The following is a 17,928-nucleotide window of genomic DNA, read 5'->3' as shown; positions in this document are numbered from 1 at the left end:
ATGGTCGTTTTCGCACTGATTTCGCTCGCCGTTTCCCCCGCTGCAGTGACGGGGCAGTCGGCGCCCGTGGCCTATACGGCCCAGGTCTATCAGGCGCCGGTGGTGCGACCTTTCGAGCCACCGTCGAATTTCGGCCGTGTCACGGAGGAAGGCGACGGCGGGGGCGATACCCGTCTTCGCGTCATTACGGCCCCGGTCTCGGTCGAGGCCTACCGCCGCAGCTACGAGCATGCGCCGTCGCGGGCGGACAATGCCTACGATGCTGGAGTCAACAACGCCGAGCGCAGCATGGATGCGCGCATGGGGCCGCTGGACGGGCGCTGGCTGTTGAAGGACGGCGAGGGGCGGACGCTGATGACCGTGTCCCTGATGGACCAGGGCGAGACCAGGCCGCTGGAGGGCGGCTATCGCACCGCCGACGCCACGGCCGAGGTCGGACCCCTGACGACGGCCGAACGGTCGGCGGGCGTTCTGGTGCTGGAGATGGGCGGCGGACGACTGTCGCTGCAGTCTTCGGGCGAAGGCTGGAGCGGGACGCTGGCCCAGGGCGACCGCGAGCGGGCGGTCACGCTGGTTCGCTGATTCAGCCCAACCCCGTGCATCCCCGCGAAGGCGGGGACCCAGTGCTGTGGGCGATGGGCTGCGCCAGGTGCGCGTTGACCGTGATCCCGCGCACCGAGGTGCAGCTAAAACCGGGGTCCCCGCCTTCGCGGGGATGCACGGAAATCTTAGGCGAGATCGATCAGATCGAGAGCGCGGGCTCTCGCGGCCGGATCGTAGGGTTCAGCCGGGCCCCGACCCCAGACCGGGTCGGGCCACAGGTCGTCGTCGCGGCGGCGGCCGACGACATGCAGGTGCAGCTGGGCGGTGACATTGCCGAGGGCGGCGACGTTCAGCTTGTCGATCGGGCAGCCCGCCGCCCCGGCCAGGGCGCGGACGATCGCGCCGGCCCGGATCGTCTCCTCCATCAGCACGGCGCGGTCGGAGACCGGCAGATGCTCCAGCTCGGTCGCGCCGGCGACCCGGGGGATCAGGATGAGCCACGGGAAACGGGCGTCGTCCTGCAGCCGGACGTGACACAGGGGCCAGTCGGCGGCGAAGACGGACCCGGCCGCGAAGGCCGGGTCGACGACGAACGCCGCCACTAGTTGAGGCCGTAGACCACGCAGGCCTGGTCGGTGAGCGTCTGCAGCGGCGGCTGGAGCGCCAGCCGCGCCGCCTCGATCTGGGCCTCAGAGGGGGCCTGACCCGGTGCGGGCGGCGGCGGGGGAGGCGGGGCCATGGCCATCATCCGGCTGCCGGTCACGACAACGTCTTCCGACACAGTGGTCGCCTGGGACGCGCCGGATCCATAGGAGGGCCAGCCGGCGAGGACGTCGGTCTGGCAGGCCCGGCCGGTCGGATCGATGACCCGCACCGATCCCAGGGTCGCGCCGGCGTTCTCTGCGGCCGCGCGCGCCCGGTTGGCGGCGTCCCGCACGGCCTCGCGGGCGAGATTGGACCTGGCGACATTGTCGGGCTCCAGGCTGAAATAGACCTGGCTGATGGAGTTGGGCTGGGAGGCGACCACGGTCGCGTAGATCCGCTCCAGCAGGGCCGTGTCGCGGACCGACAGGCTGACGGTGGCCTGGGCCTGATAGCGTTCGATGCGGTCGGCCCGGGTGTTGTCGCGCAGGATCCCGTTCTCGTCGCGATACTGATCGTAGAGGGGCTGGGTCGTCAGGCTGGTCTCGACGCGGACTTTTTCAACGCCATAGGCGGCCAGGGTCTGTGACAGGGCGCGGACCTGGTCGGCGGCCTTCCTCGAGGCCTCGGCGACGCTTCGGTCCACGACCTGGAAGGTGGCGTTGAAGCCGGCGCGGTTGGCCTGGAGCTCGACCCGGACGTAGCCGATCGAGGCGATGACCGGATCGCGCATCCACCAGGGGGCGGGGACATACTGCTGGCCGATGGTGGCGGGGGGCGTCTGGGCCATTGCGGGCGCGGCGATGGCGGATAACAGAAGGGCGGTGGCGAAGTGTGCGCGCATCGGTGTCGGCTCCTCGTCTGTGAGACGGCGACCGTCGCAGGACGCCCGCCGCCGGTAAACCCCCGCTTCCCCGCTTGCGACCATGCCGCACCGGGTCTAGACCGCCGCCCGACGGTTTCTGACATCGCACTGCACAACCCGGCCTCAAGTCGCGCTCAGCGCGGCCGGCCACCGACAAGCCCCTGACGGAGAACTCCATGGCTCGCGCGAAGATCGCCCTCATCGGCGCCGGTATGATCGGCGGCACCCTGGCCCACGTGGCCGCGCGCGAAGCCCTGGGCGACGTGATCCTGTTCGACATCGCCGAGGGCACGCCCCAGGGCAAGGCGCTCGACATCGCCGAGGCCACCGCCGTGTTCGGCTCCTCGGTCTCGCTGAAGGGCGCCAACGCCTATTCCGAAATCGCGGGCGCCGACGTCTGCATCGTCACCGCCGGCGTGCCCCGCAAGGACGGCATGAGCCGTGACGACCTTGTCTCCATCAACCTGAAGGTCATGAAGGCCGTCGGCGAGGGCATCAAGGCCCACGCCCCGAACGCCTTCGTCATCTGCATCACCAACCCGCTCGACGCCATGGTCTGGGCCCTGCAGAAATTCTCGGGGCTGCCGCACGAGAAGGTCGTCGGCATGGCCGGCGTGCTCGACTCGGCCCGTTTCGCCTATTTCCTGTCGGAAAAGACCGGCGTCTCGGTGCAGGACATCCACGCCTGGACCCTGGGCGGCCACGGCGACGATATGGTGCCGATGGTGCGTCACTCGACCATCGGCGGCCTGCCCCTGCCCGACGCGGTTTCGGCCGGCTTCCTGTCGCAGGCCGATCTGGACGCCATCGTCACCCGCACCCGCAAGGGCGGCGGCGAGATCGTCGCCCTGCTCAAGACCGGCTCGGCCTTCTACGCCCCGGCGGAATCGGCCATCGCCATGGCCAAGTCCTATCTGCTGGACCAGAAGCGCGTCCTGCCCTGCGCCGTCTGGCTGTCGGGCGAATACGGCCTCAAGGACCTCTATGTGGGCGTGCCGGCCCTGATCGGCGCGAACGGCGTCGAGAAGATCGTCGAGTTCACCACCAACGACGAGGAAAAGGCGATGTTCGAGAAGTCGGTCGCCTCGGTCCAGGGTCTGCTGCAGGCCTGCAAGGATATCGAGCCCTCGCTGGCTTGACCGACCCGGTCCCTCTCCCCCTGCGGGGAGAGGGCCTGGCACCCGCGGGCAAGGCGGAGACCCGGGCCATCCGGGCGTCCGTGCCTAACCGTCTTGAGGCCGACGCCCGCCGCACACAGTGGTCACAACCGTGCGTGAACGGCCCGGGACACGCACGCGCATCGACACGGCGAGGCCCGACGGAGTAAGACCGCGCCTCGCTTCCGCCGATGGATACCCCGCCCTTGCGCCTGCCCCAGTCCAAGCTCGACCAGGTCCTGGACCGCTTTCATCAGGTGGAGGCCCGCATGGGTGCGGCCACCGACGGCCAGGAGATCGTGCGCCTGTCGAAGGAGCACGCCGAGATGAAGCCGGTCGCCGATGCCGTCATGGCGCTGGCGAAGACCCGGGCCGAGATGGCCGACCTCGAGGCCATGGCCGCTGACCCGGAAATGGCCGACATGGCCGCCGACGAGCTGCAGGTCCTCAAGGACACCCTGCCGGACATGGAGCGGAACGTCGCCCTGCTGCTGGCCCCGCGCGATGCCGACGAGAACGCCTCGGCCGTGCTGGAAGTGCGCGCCGGCACCGGCGGGGACGAGGCCGCCATCTTCGCCGGCGACCTGTTCCGCATGTATTCGCGCTACGCCTCCACGCGCGGCTGGCGCGTCGAGCTGGACAGCGCCACCGAGGGTGAGGCCGGCGGCTACAAGGAGATCATCGCCACCGTCACCGGCGACGGCGTGTTCGGCCGGCTGAAGTTCGAGAGCGGCGTGCACCGCGTCCAGCGCGTGCCGCAGACGGAGACCCAGGGCCGGATCCACACCTCGGCCGCCACGGTCGCGGTCCTGCCCGAGGTCGAGGACGTCGAGATCGACATCCAGGACAAGGACATCCGCATCGACACCTTCCGCGCCTCCGGCTCGGGCGGCCAGCACGTCAACAAGACCGATTCCGCCGTGCGCATCACCCACTTCCCGTCCGGAATCGTGGTGACCTCCTCAGAGAAGTCGCAGCACGTCAACCGCGACAAGGCGATGAAGAACCTGCGCGTCCGCCTCTACGACCAGCAGCGCCAGATGAAGGACAACGCCCGCTCGGATGCCCGCAAGTCCCAGGTCGGGTCGGGCGACCGGTCGGAGCGCATCCGCACCTACAACTATCCGCAAGGGCGGGTCAGCGACCACCGCATCAACCTGACCCTGCACAGCCTGCCCCAGATCATGGAGGGCGACCTCGACCCCCTGCTCAACGCCCTGATCGCCGAGGATCAGGCGGCGAGGTTGTCGGATCTCGAGGCGGAGTTCGCCTGACCTGCCGGAAACTGACCGCGCGCCCATAAGCATTGCGGCCAGCCGAGCGCCTCTATACGCAGGCCGACAGTAGTTTTCCCGCCCTCCCGGCGGAAAACCGGGGGGTACCAATGTTCAAACTGCTTCGCTGGGCGACCCTCGCGGTCGCGTTTTCCGTGCTGTTCGGCCTGTCGGCTCCAGCCTCGGCCCAGACCGTCACGGTCTACGGGTCCAACAGCACGGGCCATGCGGGCGGCGTCTTCGACGCCTCGGGCAATTATTTCGTTTCCCGGAACGGCTTCCTGCAGCGGGTCACCGGCAACGGCACGGTATTCACCGACCTGCTGACGCTCGCCAACTATTCGACCGGAATGGCCGTCCGCGGCGGCAACCTCTATTATTCCGACGAGAACGCCAACGCGATCTACCGCATCGCCACCAACTGCGTCGCGCCCTGCACCCCGACCCTGGTCGCGAACACGCCGACCAATAATCCCGAACAGATCGCGTTCGACGCCGCCGGCAACCTCTTCTACTCGAATTTCCAGAGCTTCGACGTCTACCGGCTCGCCGCAGGCTGCGTGGAGCCCTGCACATCCATCGTCCATGCGAACGGCGGCGGCTTCCAGTTCCGAACCTTCGGCGTCGCGATCGCCGCCAATGGCGATCGCTATTTCTCGACGAGCGCCGGCCGCATCGTCCGGACTCCGGCAGGGTGCGCGGAGCCATGCACGGGAACCCTGGTCACCACGGTCCCGGGCAACCAGGGCGGGTCGCTGACGTTCACGAACGGTGTGCTCTACATGAACGCGAACACCAGCATCTACGCTGTGCCGACGACCGGCGCGGCCGCCACTGTCTATGCCGCCAGCCCGAGCTTCGTGTTCCCGTACGGACTGGCGACGGCACCGAACGGCGACCTGGTCTTGGCCGATCTCGCCTCGGCCAACATCTTCCGCATCGCTCCCGTGATCGTTCCCGTCCCGACCCTGTCGGAATGGGCGATGATCCTGCTGGGCCTGATGCTGGCGGCCGGGGCGATACTGATCGTCCAGCGCCGCACTACCGTCCTATAGGACCGTTTTCAGCAACGACCTGAGGTTCACTGCCCCGGCCCGGAAATCCTTCCACGGGTCGGGCTTCTTCAGCAGCGCGGGATAGCTCCTCAGGGTGAAGGCCTTCGGTTCCAGCCCCACCTTAACCTGCCCCCAGCTCAGCGGACAGGCGATCCCCGCCCCCGGACGGGCGCGCGACGACCAGGGCGCGACCGCCGTCGCCATCCGGCCGTTGCGCAGATAGTCGAGGAAGATCTTTCCGCCCCGCGCCTTCTTGGCCAGGGTCGTCGTGAACCGATCCGGCGCATCGAGCCTCACCTGTTCCGACACGGCCCTGGCGAAGGCCTTGCACTGGTCCCACTCGATCCGGCTCCTGGCGTCCGCCCTGATCGGCACGACGACGTGCAGCCCCTTGCCGCCGGTGGTCTTGCAGAACGGATTGAGCCCAAGCCCCTCCAGTCGCGTCTTCATCGTCCTGGCCGCCGCGATCACATCGTCGAAATCCAGTCCCTCGTCGGGATCGAGGTCGAAGGTGATCTGGTCCGGCGTCTCCGGGTCGCCGGGCGCGCAGCCCCAGGGGTGCAGCTCCAGACCGCCCGACTGGCCGATAGCGACCAGACCGCCGACGTCGACCACGCCGACATAGGGTTTGCGCTCCTTCACATCGATCAGCTTCAGCCGCGGGTTCGAGCCCGGCATGGCGTGACGCTGGAAGAAGACCTCGCCGCCGATCCCCTCGGGCGCCCGGATGATCGACACGGGCCGGTCGGCGACATGGGGCAGGATCCGCTCAGCCGCCGCCTCATAGAACTGGACCAGCTCAAGCTTGGTGATCGCCGGATGGCCATCCGCGGCGGGCCACAGCACCCTGTCGGGATTGGAGATGGTCAGGCCCGCGACCACCGCCCGCGCCTTGCCGGAGGGTTTCGCGGGTTTTGCGGCCTCCTGCGGCGCCGTATCGACCTCGGTCGCCGGCTTGTCCTCACGAAGCCCCTTGAACGCCGCCTGCCTCAGCGAGCCCGAGTCGGTGTAGCCGCCGTGTTCGATCTCCGCGACCAGCACGGGCCTGACCCAGTGGATCCCCGCGCCGCCGCGCGCCGCCCCCTTGCCGACGAAGGGCGATCTGTCCGCCGCCGCCGCCTTCAGCGCCGGCAACAGGGTCTTGAGCAATGATTGATTATAGCCGGTCCCGACCCGGCCCAGAGGCCTTAACCCATGTCCTGCCGGCGCATCGATGTCCTGGACGCCGACAATCAATGATCGAAACCGCGACCCCTCCGAGGTCCAGCCGCCGATGACCACCTCGTCGCGGCCCCGGCATTTGGACTTGACCCAGGTCGTCGACCGCCCGGCCGAATACGGCGCGTCCAGCCTCTTGGAGATCACCCCCTCCAGATCCATCCGACAGGCGCTTTCCAGCACCGCCTGGCCGGTCGAGGCGAAATGCTCGACATAGCGAACCCGCGACCGCGCCCCTTTCGGGATCCGGTCCATATAGGCCAGCAGCCGCGCCTTGCGATGCGACAGGGGCAGGGTGCGCAGGTCTTCGCCGCCCTCGAACAGCAGGTCGAAGGCGAAATAGATCAGCCCGCCGGTATCCCCGTCCGAGATCGCCGCCTGCAGGGCCGAAAAGTCCGGCCTGTGGTCCTCGGCCAGGGCGCACAGCTCCCCGTCCACCACCGCGTCCGGCCATTGCGCCGCATCGGCCGCCTGCTTGGGGAATTTCTTTGTCCAGTCCAGCCCGGACCGAGTCCGCAGCTTCGCCTTGCCGCCGCCGATCCCGAACTGCATCCGATAGCCGTCGAACTTGATCTCGTGCACCCAGCCGGGGCCCGGCGGCGGATGATCGACGACCTTGCACAGCTGGATCGGCGTGAAGGCGGGCGGCCTGGTCGCCGTGCTGGCCAGGGCCTTCGACGCCTTCGGTTTCGGCGGCGCCTTCTGGCCGGTCTTCTTCGACGAGACCCACTCGGTCTTGCCCCCGGCGATCTCCGCCAGCGACCGGCCGGTGGTGACCGAGGCGTCGATTTCCATCAGGGCGTCGCCCTCGCCGGCCACGGCGAACGCGTCCTTCTCCTTGATCAGAAGCCAGTTCGATCGTTTGGACGGCTTGCCGCGATCGGACTTCAGCCGGATCAGGGCCCATTTTCCGACCAGCCGCTCGCCGTGCAGGACCATCTTGATCTGGCCCTTGCGGAAAGCCTCATCGAAGTCTGGCTCCTGCGGCTCCCAGGTTCCCTCGTCCCACATCTGCACCGTGCCGGCGCCATAGTTGCCGGCGGGGATGGTCCCCTCGAAGCCGCCGTAGTCCAGCGGATGGTCCTCGACCTCGACCGCCAGCCGCTTGACCGAGACATCGCGCGACGGCGCCCGGGTCACCGCCCACGACTTCAGGACCCCGTCGATCTCTATGCGGAAGTCATAATGCAGCCGCGTCGCCGCATGCCTCTGGATCAGATAGCGGCGGGGCGCGGCCTTCTTGCCGACGGCTTTGCGACCCTTGGGCTCGGGCGTCTCCTCGAACCGGCGCCTGGCCTGATAGGTCTCGAGCTCGCCCTTCGCCGCCATGCCGTCCTCCCGGCCCCAGGCGGGGCCGTGGAGTTAAACGGCCTGGTCTTCCGGCGGTTGCCAGTCGGGGTGATCGACGTCCTCGCCCCGCGCTTTCGCTTCCTTCTTCGCCAGCTTTGCCGCCGCCTTGCGGGCGGCCTTCTCGGCGTCCGCCTTGTCGCGTTCCATGCGTTCGAAGCCGTAGTTGGGTTTCCTGGCCATGAAGAGAGATGTCCTTTCGAGCAGAGAGCTCATTCCTGCACACCGTGCACCCCTGCCCCCGGGTCTGGCTAGAGCCAGGCCGAGGATAAACTGCGTCCGGGGTCCAGATGGAAACGTTCGTCAACGGGAACAGAAGTGGTGATGCCTGATCCCGGACGCCGGAATTCGCGGTCCTGGACCCCGACCTTCGTCGGGGTGTACGGAGAGATTTCTCAGTCCACCGCGATGATTTCCACAGACTGTCCGGCCACCATCGCCTCGTCGCCGACGCCCTTGCCGATCAGGGCGCGGGTCAGGGGCGAGACGTGGCTGACGGAACCGTTGGCGGGGTCCGCCTCGTCCTCGCCGACGATGCGCCAGGTCTGGGTGCGGCCGTCGTCCCGCGCGATGGTGACCGAGCCGCCGAAGCGCACGCGACCGTCGACCTCGGTCTCGACCAGCTGGGCGGTGGCGCGCCGCGCCGACCAGTAGCGCAGGTCCCGTGTCGCCCGCGCCATCGCTGTCCGGTCCGCCTCGATCGAGCCGGAGGCCTGGGCCGAGGCATAGGCGGCCCTCGCCGACGCCAGCGCATCCTCGATGGCGGCGAGGCCCGCGGCCGTCACCAGATTGGGATGGGTGGAGATGGGTCGGTCCGGCAGATCGGCGGCCGTGGCCTCCAGATCCTCCTCGCGCGTGAAGGCGACGCTCATGATCGGAAAAGTGTATGCGGGACACGGACGTTCCCGCGCAAGCAAGTCGTCTCCTCCCCATCGCAGATGGGGAGGTGGCAGCGAGCCTTTCGCGAGCTGACGGAGGGGCTCTTCGTGCGGCAAGACCCCTCCGTCTCTTCGCTTCGCTACGAGCCACCTCCCCATTCGCCAAGCGGCGAACGGGGAGGAGACCTTTGGCCGGCATCGCGTTACACCCCCGCCCATGACCACCCCCTCCGACCACGCCGTCCACATCATCGGGGCCGGTCCCTCCGGCCTCATGGCCGCCGAAACGCTCGCCAGGGCCGGCGCCCGCGTCGTGGTCCACGATCGCATGCCGTCGGTCGGGCGCAAGCTGCTGATGGCCGGGCGCGGCGGGCTCAACCTGACCCACACCGAGGATCAGCCGGCCTTTCTGGCCCGCTATGCCGAGGCCGCAGAGCCGATCTCCGACTGGCTCGACGCCTTTTCCCCCGACGACATGACCCAGTGGGCGCAAGGGTTGGGCCAGCCGACCTTCGTGGGCTCCAGCGGTCGCGTCTTTCCGCGCGCCATGAAGGCCTCGCCCCTGCTGCGCGCCTGGCTGACCCGGCTGGCCGGGCTCGGCGTCGAGATCCGCGCCCGCTCACGCTGGACCGGCTGGCGGGGCGAGGCCCTGACCTTCGACACGCCCGAAGGCGAGCGGGTCGAACATCCCGCCGCGACCGTCCTCGCCCTGGGCGGCGCCAGCTGGCCCCGGCTCGGTTCGGACGGGCTCTGGGTCCCGGCGCTGGAGGGCGCGGGCGTCGCCGTCTCGCCCCTGGTCCCCGCCAACGCAGGGTTCGACGTCGCCTGGTCCGACATCCTGAGCGAACGGTTCGCCGGTCAGGTGCTGAAGCCCGCCAGCCTGACCTTCGGCGACCAGACGGTGCGCGGCGAGATGGTCGTCACCCGCTACGGCGTCGAGGGCGGGGCGATCTACGCCCTCTCCGCGCATTTGCGCGCCGCCATCGCCGCCGAGGGCTCCGCCACCCTGGTCGTCGACCTGCGCCCCGACCTGACCGAGGCGGCCCTCGCCGAGCGCCTGTCCCGCCCGCGCGGCAAGGATTCCATGACCAACCACCTGCGCAAGGCCGGGGGCCTGTCGCCCGTCGCCGTCGCCCTGCTGCGCGAGATCGGCGACATTCCGCCGGGGTTCGACAAGCTGGCCAAACGGATCAAGGCGGTGCGGCTGAAGGTGACCGGCATCCAGGGGCTGGAGCGGGCCATCTCCACGGCGGGCGGCGTCGAATTCGCCGCTCTGAATCCATCGTTGATGCTGACCTCCAAGCCCGGCGTCTTCGTCGCCGGGGAGATGATCGACTGGGAGGCGCCCACGGGCGGCTACCTGCTCCAGGCCAGCCTCGCCTCGGGCGTCGTCGCGGCCAATGGCGTGCAGCAGTGGCTCGTGTCGCAAACCCCGGATAAGACCCCGGCATGACCAATGCCCCCGAGATTTCCGGCGTCTGCCCGCCCCGCTTCCATGCTGTGAAAGACGCTTTCGCCGCAAACTTCACCGACGCCCCCGACGGGCTGAACGAACAGGCGGCCCGCTTCTCGGTCGTCATCGCGGGCGAGACGGTCATTGACCTGTGGGCCGGGGTCGCCGATCCGCGCGAGAAGACGCCTTTCACGGACAACAGCCTCGTCCCCGTCTTCTCGTCCGGCAAGGCGGTCATGGCCCTGCTGATGGCCTCGGCCGTCCAGCGCGGCAGGCTGGCCTATGAGGAGAAGGTCGCCCACCTGTGGCCGGCCTTTGGCGCCAACGGCAAGGCCGAGGTCACCGTGGCCCAGCTGCTGTCGCATCAGGACGGCCTGCCCGGCTTCGACGAACCCGTCGATCCCGCCATCTGGTTCGACCAGGGCGCCGTGCTCGACCGCCTGGCCGCCCAGGCGCCGATGTGGCCGCCGGGAACCGCCTCCGGCTACCACCCCGTCACGGTCGGCTTCCTCGCCAACGAGGTCCATCGCCTTGCTGACGGCCGCAGTCTGGGTCAGGCCCTGCGCCAGGATTTCGCCAGGCCGTTCGGCCTCGACCTGTGGATCGGCCTGCCCGTGGCCGAGCACGATCGCGTCGCCGCCCTGCGCAAACCCTCGAAGGGCCCCGAACTCGGTCCAATAGACGCCATCAAGACCGCCGCCTTCCTCGACAAGGGCTCGGCTCCCGGCGGGCGCGGCTCGGCCGAATGGCGCTCCATCGAGATCCCGTCCGCCAACCTGCACGGCACGGCCCTGGCCCTCGCCCGCATCATGGGGGTCTTCGCCAACGAGGGCGCGCTCGACGGCCAGACCATCCTCTCCCCCGCCGTCCTCGTCGAGGCGACGAAGCCGCGCATCTCGGGACCTGACAAGGTCCTGCCCTTTGACATCACCTGGGCGGCGGGCCTGATGCGCAACGCGGGGCTGAACGTCTTCGGCCCCAACCCGGACGCGGTCGGCCACTGCGGCTGGGGCGGCAGCTGCGTCATGGCCGACCCGGAGATCAGGCTCTCGGCCGCCTACGCCATGACCCGCCAGTCGCCCTATTTGATCGGCGACCCGCGGGCGCAACGGTTGATCGAGGCCCTCTACACGGCCTTCTGAACCCCATCTTTTTGAGTTCTGGCGGGCGCGGTCAACAGCCCGATGACCCCGGCCAGTCCTGCGCAGACCGCGCAGGCGAGCATCACCCACTGGAAGGCCCGGTGGAAGGCGGCGACCGCCACCTCGGACAAATCGCCCTCGCCCGCCATCACCGCGCCGAGCTGGGCCCGTGCATCGGGCGCATCGACAGCCGCCACGAACACTGCGGACAGCAGGACGCCCAGCAGGGCGATGGCCAGCAGGCCCGCGATCCGGGCCACGGCGTTGTTGACGCCCGAGGCCACGCCCGTGTGGCCCTCCTTCACCGCCCCCATGACCGCCGCCGTCAACGGTCCGACGGCCAGGGTCATGCCCACGGCCATCACCGTCATCCCGGCCAGCGGCCCCGCCACATAGCCGGCGTCCGGCGGCATCAGGGCCAGCAGGATCAGGCCCGTCCCCGCCAGCACAGGCCCGAGGCTGAGGGACAGCTTCGCCCCGAACCGGTCGGCCAGCCTGCCCGCCGCGCCGGAGAACAGCCCCATCACCGCCGCGAACGGCAGCATGGCCGAACCCGCCCCGGTCGCCGACCAGCCGTGCACCCGGATCAGCTCGAACGGCAGGAAGAACATCGCCCCACCGAGCGCGAAATAGAGCAGCAATGTAAGAAGGTTGATTCCGGAGAATACGGGCGAACGGAACAGCGCCAGCGGCATCATCGGATGCGCCTCCTTCGCCTCAGCCCACAGGAATCCCGCCAGCAGCACGACCCCGCCCATCAATCCGCCGATCACCCCCGGATGGGTCCAGCCCAAATCGGGCGCCGCCGTCAGCCCCCAGATCAGGGCGCCCAACCCGCCGATGGCCAGCATCGCGCCCGGCCAGTCCAGCCCCTTCGCCGTCTCGTCCCGGCTCTCCGGCACAGCCCTCAGGGCCACGACCACCGTGATCGCGGCCAATGGGACATTGATCCAGAAGATCGCCCGCCAGTCGGCATGGTCCGCCAGCCAGCCGCCGACCAGAGGCCCGACCATGCCGAACAGGGCCCCGGCCCCGGCCCAGGCCCCGAAGGCCGCCCCGCGCTCGTCTTGCGGAAAGGTCGCCCCGATCAAGGCCAGCGCCCCCGGCGTCAGCAGGGCCGCGCCGATCCCCTGCGCCGCCCGCCCGGCGATCAACAGTTGCGCGGTGGGCGCGAGTCCACAGGCTATGGACGACAGGGCGAACAGGACGACCCCGATCAGGAACACCCGCCGCCGTCCGAACCGGTCCCCCGCCGCCCCGCCGATCAGGACCAGCGCCCCGAGCGTCAGCAGATAGGCGTTGGAAATCCATTGCGCCGCCGCCGGCCCCGCCCCGAGGTCACGCTGGATGGCGGGCAGGGCGACGCCGAGCGCCGAACCGTCGATGAAGGTCAGGCTGGACCCCAGCACCGTGGCGACCAGGATCCACCGCTTTTGCGCCTTCGACAGGTCTGCGTGAGCCTCCGCCATGGACGGGAGGCTAGACCGGTTGCGCGGCCTCCGCCATCGCCCGCCTGGCCGCGCGCGCCCGCAACAGGGCCGCCGCCGCGAACACCCCGGCGCCCAGCCAGATGAAGGCGAAGGATATGGCCCGGAGCGGCGTAAACAGTTCGCCGGTCGCCAGACCGACGCAGAACTGCAGCGTCGGCGCGAGGAACTGGATGAAGCCCATGGTCGACAACGGCATCCGCCGCGCCGCCCAGGCGAACAGCACGAGGGGGAGCACCGTCGCCGGCCCGTTCAGCAGGGCCCAGCCGAAGCCCTCCCATGTCGCGAACCCATGGCCCAGCCCCTGAGTCTGCAGCCAGACCACGAACATCAGACCGAACGGGAGCAGCAACAGGCATTCGATGAACAGCCCTGTCTGGGCGTCCACCGGAATCCGTTTCTTGATCACCCCGTAGGCGCCGAAGCTCAGAGCGAGCGCGATGGAGATCCACGGCGGCCGGCCCAGGGCGAGGGCCTGGAACAGCACCCCGATCGCCGCGAGACCGATGGCGACCCAGCCCCATTTGTCGATCCGCTCGCGGAACAGCCACAGCCCCACAACCATGTTGAGCAGCGGATTGATGTAGTAGCCGAGGCTCGCCTCGAGCGTCGCATGGTGCGTCGTCGCCCAGACGTAGAGGCCCCAGTTCACCGCGATCAGCACCGTCGCCAGCGCCAGCCAGGCCAGGGTCTTCGGCTGGCCCAGCACGGCCCGCACCTGTTTCGACTGACCGGCCAGCAGCACCAGCCCGCCGGCGAACAGCACCGACCAGAGGGCCCGGTGCGACAGGATCTCGGGCGCGGAAAAGCCCAGCGCCGCCTGGCCCATGAACAGCAGGGGCATGAACCCCCACATGACGTAGCAACCCACCGCCGACAGGAAGGCGGCCCGAGTCGGGGCAGGCGTCGGAGCCGGCGGCGCCATGGCCCTAGACGGTCAGGCTGCGATATCCGCTTTTCGGCTTGATCGTGCCCGTCTCGTCCAGCAACTGCGCGATCTGGACCGCGTTCAGGGCCGCGCCCTTGCGCAGGTTGTCGGACACGACCCAGAAGACCAGGCCGTTCTCGACCGTGTGATCCTTGCGGATGCGCGAGACATAGACGGCGTGCTCGCCGGCCGCATCGACGGGCGTGATATAGCCGTCGTGCTCCTGCTTATCGATCACCTGCACGCCCGGCGCCTCGCGCAGGATGGCGCGCGCCTCGTCGGGGCTGATCGGCTTTTCGAACTCGACCGTGACGGCCTCGGAGTGGCCGACGAAGACCGGCACGCGGACGCAGGTGACCGTCAGTTTGATGTTCGGGTCCAGCATCTTGTGGGTCTCGTCCGACATCTTCTGCTCTTCGTCGGTGTAGCCGTCCTCGTTGAACGAGCCGATGTAGGGGATCACGTTGAAGGCAATCTGCTTGGGGAATTTCTTCGGCTTGGCGTCGCCCAGGCCATAGATGGCCTTGGTCTGGTTCCACAGCTCGTCCATGCCTTCCTTGCCGGCGCCCGACACGGATTGATAGGTCGAGACCACCACCCGCTTCGCCCTGGCCGCGTCGTGCAGCGGCTTCAGCGCCACCACCAGCTGGGCGGTCGAGCAGTTGGGGTTGGCGATGATGTTCTTCCTGCCCGCCAGCTTGATCGCGTCCGGGTTCACCTCGGGCACGATCAGGGGCACGTCCGGGTCCTTGCGGAAGGCCGAGGAGTTGTCGATCACCATCGGGCCCAGCTTGCCGATCTTTTCGGACCAGGCGCGCGACACGTCCCCGCCTGCCGACATCAGGACGATGTCGACCCTGGAAAAGTCGAAGCTCTCGATGTCCTGGCATTTGATGGTCTTGTCGCCCCAGGCGACGTCCATCCCCTTGGATTTGCGCGAGGCGACCGCGTGCATCTCGTCAACGGGGAACTCGAGTTCCTCGAGGATGGTCAGCATTTCGCGCCCGACATTGCCGGTGGCGCCCACGATAGCGACAACATATCCCATAAGCGTAGTCCTTCGGACGCGCTAACGCTCGCCACGCGGTGGCTCGCTGCTTGAGCGCGAAAGTTGGGGAGTCCGAGATAAGCAAATCTCGAGGTTCCGCATTTAGGCGTTCGCGCCTGCGAAGCAACCGCTTTTCAGCCGAGGGCGGGCCGGTTAAGGCCCAGTTCCATGCCGTCACACATTGCCCGCGCTTATGCCGATCGCCTGAAGTCGGGGCTGCTGACCGCCGATCCGGCGCAGCAATCCGCGATCGCGGCCCTGACACGGCTGGAAAAGGACCTCGGCAAGCGCGGCTTCTTCGGCGGCCTGCCGGAGGTGCGCGGCCTCTATCTCTGGGGGCCTCCGGGGCGCGGCAAGTCCATCCTGATGGACCTGTTCTTCGCCAGTGCGCCCGAGCCGCGAAAGACCCGCGCCCATTTCCACGCCTTCATGGCCCGGGTCCACGACCTGATCCGCCAGTGGCGCGAGGGCGACCGGAAGGCGCGCCAGGCCGTCTTCGGCACGCACAGGGGCGACGACCCCGTCGAGCCGGTCGCCGCCCTGATTGCCTCGGAAGCGCGCCTGCTCTGCTTCGACGAGCTCCAGGTCACCGACATCGCCGACGCCATGATCCTGGGCCGGCTGTTCGACGCCCTGTTCGAGAGGAAGGTCGTGGTCTGCATCACCTCCAACCGCGCCCCGGACCAGCTCTACAAGGACGGCATCAACCGGCCCCTGTTCGTCCCCTTCATCGAACGCATCAGGGAGCGCTGTCAGGTCGTCGCGCTCTCGGGCGCCCGCGACTGGCGGCTCGACCGGATCAAGGCCTCCCGCGTCTGGTATGACCCTGGAATGCAGCAGGGGGGCGAGGTCGGCGCCCGCCGAGAGGGTTTCGAACAGCTGTGGATCGACCTGAAGGGCGACATGCCCGAATGCCCGGCGCATCTGGCCGTTCTGGGCCGCGACGTGGTCATCCCGCGCACCGCCGGCGGCCTCGCCCGCGCCACCTTCGCCGAACTGTGCGAACAGCCCCTTGGGCCGCAGGACTATCTGGCCATCGCCGGGCGGTTCCACACCCTGTTCCTCGACGGCGTGCCGCTGCTGACGCCCGACAATCGACAGGCCGCCCGCCGCTTCGTCACCCTGATCGACGCCCTGTATGAGGCCAAGACACGCCTGGTCGCCATGGCGGCCGGCGCCCCCGAAAGCCTCTATCCGACCGGCGACGGCGCCTTCGAGTTCGAACGCACGGTGTCCCGTCTGAACGAGATGTCGTCGCAGTCCTGGCTGGAACGGGCCGAGCACACGGACTGAACCCCTTGCCGGCCTTCCGTTCGCCGCAAAGGCCTCTAGGCTCGCCCTCTCAACGGAACATGCCCATGAAATCCATCGCCGCCGCCGCCGCCGCCCTCCTCGCCGTCACCACCGCCCCGGCCCTCGCCCAAGACGCGCCCGCTGCGCCCGCGACCCAGTCAGCCCCGGCCCGCTGGAGCGGCCTGACGGTGGCGGAGATCACCGGCCGGCTCACCGCCGCCGGCCTGACCGTCGCCCCGCCCCAGACGAACGCCGACCGGGTCTATCTGCGCGTCGATGACGGCCCGATGCGCTGGGTCATGACCCTGTTTTCCTGCACCGACGGCGCCTGCCCGGACGTGCAGTTCACGGCCGTCTTCTCCGGAGCCGACGCCACGCCGGACATCGTCTCGCGCTGGAACGGCGACCGCCGCTTCGTGAAGGCCTTCTACGCCGCGCCCGAGACCGAAGGCGCCGACCCCCAGGCCGTGGCCCAGTACGACGTCCTCCTCAGCGCGGGCGCGGGCCCGCAGCAGCTCGACGATCCCATCCAGGTCTGGCGCAGCCTCGCCAGCGACCTCGGCCGCACGGTGGCGACGCCGCAGGCGGGGGCGGGGGCGGTGGCGAACTGAGCCCTCATTCCCCTGCAGCCGGCGCCAGGTGCTGGCGGCGCGGCGGAGAGTCTCCGCTGACAAGTCCGTGTGAGGGTGTGTGGCCAGGCAACCCGATCGGGTAAAATCGGTTAAGACGGGACCGGTGACGCTTCCAAGCGCGCACGATCGATACCCTACAGGGGCCGAATGGACACGTTCTTGCTGTTTCTTCTGGTCGGCTTGGTCGCCCAGGCGGTCGATGGCGCCCTGGGTATGGCCTATGGCGTGATCTCGTCGTCGGTGCTTCTGGCCCTGGGCGTGCCGCCCGCGACGGCTTCGGCCAGCGTGCACGGGGCCGAGGTCTTCACCACCGCCGCCTCGGCCGGCAGCCATATCTGGCATCGCAACGTGGACTGGCGGCTGCTGACGCCGCTTGCCGTCGCCGGGGTGATCGGCGGCTGTCTGGGCGCCTATGTGCTGGCCGGCATCGACGGCAGGGTCATCAAGCCCTTCGTGGTCGCCTATCTGGCGCTGATGGGGGTCTACATCCTGTGGCGCGCCGGGCATGACAGCCCCCTGCGCCGCATACGCTCATGGGTGACGGCCCCGCTGGGGCTGGTCGGCGGCTTTCTGGACGCCATCGGCGGCGGCGGCTGGGGCCCGACGGTGTCCTCGACCCTCATGGGGGCCGGTCAGGAGCCGCGTCGCGCCATCGGCACGGTCAACACCGCCGAATTCTTTCTGACCGTGGCCATCTCGGCGACCTTCGTCTGGGCCCTGGTGACCGGACACTGGAAGGATGCAGACGCCCTGACCAACCATGCCTCGGCCGTGGCCGGCCTGGTGGTCGGCGGGCTGGCGGCGGCGCCCTTCGCCGGCCTCATCGCCAAACGGGTGCCGCGGCGGGTTCTCGCCTATGGGGTCGGGATCGTGCTGGTGCTGCTGGCCGGCGTCCAGGGATTGCAGCTGGCGGGCGTGCTGGCCTGAGGCCGGATCAGGCGTCGGGCGTGGCGATGTAGAGCCTCA

17 protein-coding genes are annotated in these 17,928 nt (G+C 69.1%); 9 read left to right on the top strand and 8 right to left on the bottom strand.

Going from position 1 to position 17,928, the window contains the following annotated elements:
* Complete coding sequence (locus tag ACP7A5_RS09290; protein ID WP_426041654.1) at positions 1–582, top strand: hypothetical protein; 582 nt, start codon at positions 1–3, stop codon at positions 580–582.
* A gap of 146 nt (positions 583–728) precedes the next feature.
* On the opposite strand, the gene ACP7A5_RS09285 is transcribed toward ACP7A5_RS09290, so the two are convergent.
* Both ACP7A5_RS09285 and ACP7A5_RS09280 read right to left on the bottom strand, forming a co-directional pair.
* On the bottom strand, positions 729–1,145 hold the full coding sequence (locus tag ACP7A5_RS09285) for an HIT domain-containing protein (protein ID WP_426041653.1): 417 nt from the start codon (positions 1,143–1,145) through the stop codon (positions 729–731).
* Positions 1,145–2,029 carry an SIMPL domain-containing protein gene (locus tag ACP7A5_RS09280; RefSeq protein WP_426041652.1) on the bottom strand — a complete coding sequence of 295 codons (885 nt, stop codon included), beginning with the start codon at positions 2,027–2,029 and terminating at the stop codon, positions 1,145–1,147. The genes ACP7A5_RS09285 and ACP7A5_RS09280 overlap by 1 nt, the downstream gene beginning before the upstream one ends.
* 197 nt (positions 2,030–2,226) lie before the next feature.
* On the opposite strand from ACP7A5_RS09280, the gene mdh reads away from it, so the two are divergent.
* From mdh to ACP7A5_RS09265, 3 genes are all read left to right on the top strand, one after another.
* Positions 2,227–3,189, top strand: coding sequence for a malate dehydrogenase (mdh, locus tag ACP7A5_RS09275; RefSeq protein ID WP_303694706.1), 963 nt, complete (start codon positions 2,227–2,229; stop codon positions 3,187–3,189).
* Between the two features lie 224 nt (positions 3,190–3,413).
* Entirely contained in the window at positions 3,414–4,481 is a 1,068-nt protein-coding gene (gene prfA, locus ACP7A5_RS09270; RefSeq protein WP_426041674.1) for a peptide chain release factor 1, read from the top strand.
* A 110-nt stretch (positions 4,482–4,591) separates the two neighbouring features.
* Positions 4,592–5,536 carry an IPTL-CTERM sorting domain-containing protein gene (locus tag ACP7A5_RS09265; RefSeq protein ID WP_426041651.1) on the top strand — a complete coding sequence of 315 codons (945 nt, stop codon included), beginning with the start codon at positions 4,592–4,594 and terminating at the stop codon, positions 5,534–5,536.
* On the opposite strand, the gene ligD is transcribed toward ACP7A5_RS09265, so the two are convergent.
* The 3 genes from ligD to greA form a co-directional block, all read right to left on the bottom strand.
* Positions 5,531–8,083 (bottom strand): DNA ligase D, encoded by a 2,553-nt coding sequence (gene ligD / locus ACP7A5_RS09260; protein ID WP_426041650.1) that lies wholly within the window; start codon positions 8,081–8,083, stop codon positions 5,531–5,533. The genes ACP7A5_RS09265 and ligD overlap by 6 nt on opposite strands.
* Before the next feature lie 33 nt (positions 8,084–8,116).
* Positions 8,117–8,284, bottom strand: a complete 168-nt coding sequence (locus ACP7A5_RS09255) for a hypothetical protein (RefSeq protein ID WP_425990210.1) — start codon at positions 8,282–8,284, stop codon at positions 8,117–8,119.
* 212 nt (positions 8,285–8,496) lie between these two features.
* Positions 8,497–8,973 carry a transcription elongation factor GreA gene (gene greA / locus ACP7A5_RS09250; RefSeq protein WP_426041649.1) on the bottom strand — a complete coding sequence of 159 codons (477 nt, stop codon included), beginning with the start codon at positions 8,971–8,973 and terminating at the stop codon, positions 8,497–8,499.
* A 223-nt stretch (positions 8,974–9,196) separates the two neighbouring features.
* Here greA and ACP7A5_RS09245 point away from each other — a divergent pair, with 223 nt between their 5' ends.
* Positions 9,197–10,432: an NAD(P)/FAD-dependent oxidoreductase gene (locus tag ACP7A5_RS09245; protein WP_426041648.1), complete on the top strand. Its 1,236-nt coding sequence runs from the start codon at positions 9,197–9,199 to the stop codon at positions 10,430–10,432.
* Positions 10,429–11,574 (top strand): serine hydrolase domain-containing protein, encoded by a 1,146-nt coding sequence (locus ACP7A5_RS09240; protein ID WP_426041647.1) that lies wholly within the window; start codon positions 10,429–10,431, stop codon positions 11,572–11,574. Before ACP7A5_RS09245 ends, ACP7A5_RS09240 begins: the two co-directional genes overlap by 4 nt.
* Here the strand turns inward: ACP7A5_RS09240 and ACP7A5_RS09235 are convergent.
* Genes ACP7A5_RS09235 through ACP7A5_RS09225 form a run of 3 tightly spaced genes read right to left on the bottom strand, consistent with a single transcriptional unit; the run spans position 11,559 to position 15,037 of the window.
* Positions 11,559–13,043: an MFS transporter gene (locus ACP7A5_RS09235; protein ID WP_426041646.1), complete on the bottom strand. Its 1,485-nt coding sequence runs from the start codon at positions 13,041–13,043 to the stop codon at positions 11,559–11,561. The two genes, ACP7A5_RS09240 and ACP7A5_RS09235, sit on opposite strands and share 16 nt — an antisense overlap.
* Positions 13,044–13,053: 10 nt before the next feature.
* Positions 13,054–13,986, bottom strand: a complete 933-nt coding sequence (gene rarD, locus ACP7A5_RS09230; RefSeq protein WP_426041645.1) for an EamA family transporter RarD — start codon at positions 13,984–13,986, stop codon at positions 13,054–13,056.
* Positions 13,987–13,990: 4 nt separating this feature from the next.
* Positions 13,991–15,037 (bottom strand): aspartate-semialdehyde dehydrogenase, encoded by a 1,047-nt coding sequence (locus ACP7A5_RS09225; RefSeq protein WP_426041644.1) that lies wholly within the window; start codon positions 15,035–15,037, stop codon positions 13,991–13,993.
* A 168-nt stretch (positions 15,038–15,205) separates the two neighbouring features.
* Here ACP7A5_RS09225 and zapE point away from each other — a divergent pair, with 168 nt between their 5' ends.
* From zapE to ACP7A5_RS09210, 3 genes are all read left to right on the top strand, one after another.
* The gene (zapE, locus tag ACP7A5_RS09220) at positions 15,206–16,330 is read left to right on the top strand and encodes a cell division protein ZapE (RefSeq protein ID WP_426041643.1); all 1,125 of its coding nucleotides are present in this window, start codon (positions 15,206–15,208) and stop codon (positions 16,328–16,330) included.
* Between the two features lie 65 nt (positions 16,331–16,395).
* Entirely contained in the window at positions 16,396–16,941 is a 546-nt protein-coding gene (locus tag ACP7A5_RS09215; protein ID WP_426041642.1) for a YbjN domain-containing protein, read from the top strand.
* Between the two features lie 180 nt (positions 16,942–17,121).
* On the top strand, positions 17,122–17,889 hold the full coding sequence (locus ACP7A5_RS09210) for a sulfite exporter TauE/SafE family protein (RefSeq protein ID WP_426041641.1): 768 nt from the start codon (positions 17,122–17,124) through the stop codon (positions 17,887–17,889).
* The last annotated feature ends 39 nt before the right edge of the window (positions 17,890–17,928 follow it).

It is taken from the genome of Brevundimonas sp. TWP2-3-4b1 (assembly GCF_049897665.1).
Lineage (GTDB): Bacteria > Pseudomonadota > Alphaproteobacteria > Caulobacterales > Caulobacteraceae > Brevundimonas > Brevundimonas subvibrioides_B.
This window is presented reverse-complemented; position numbering and strand designations above follow the sequence as displayed.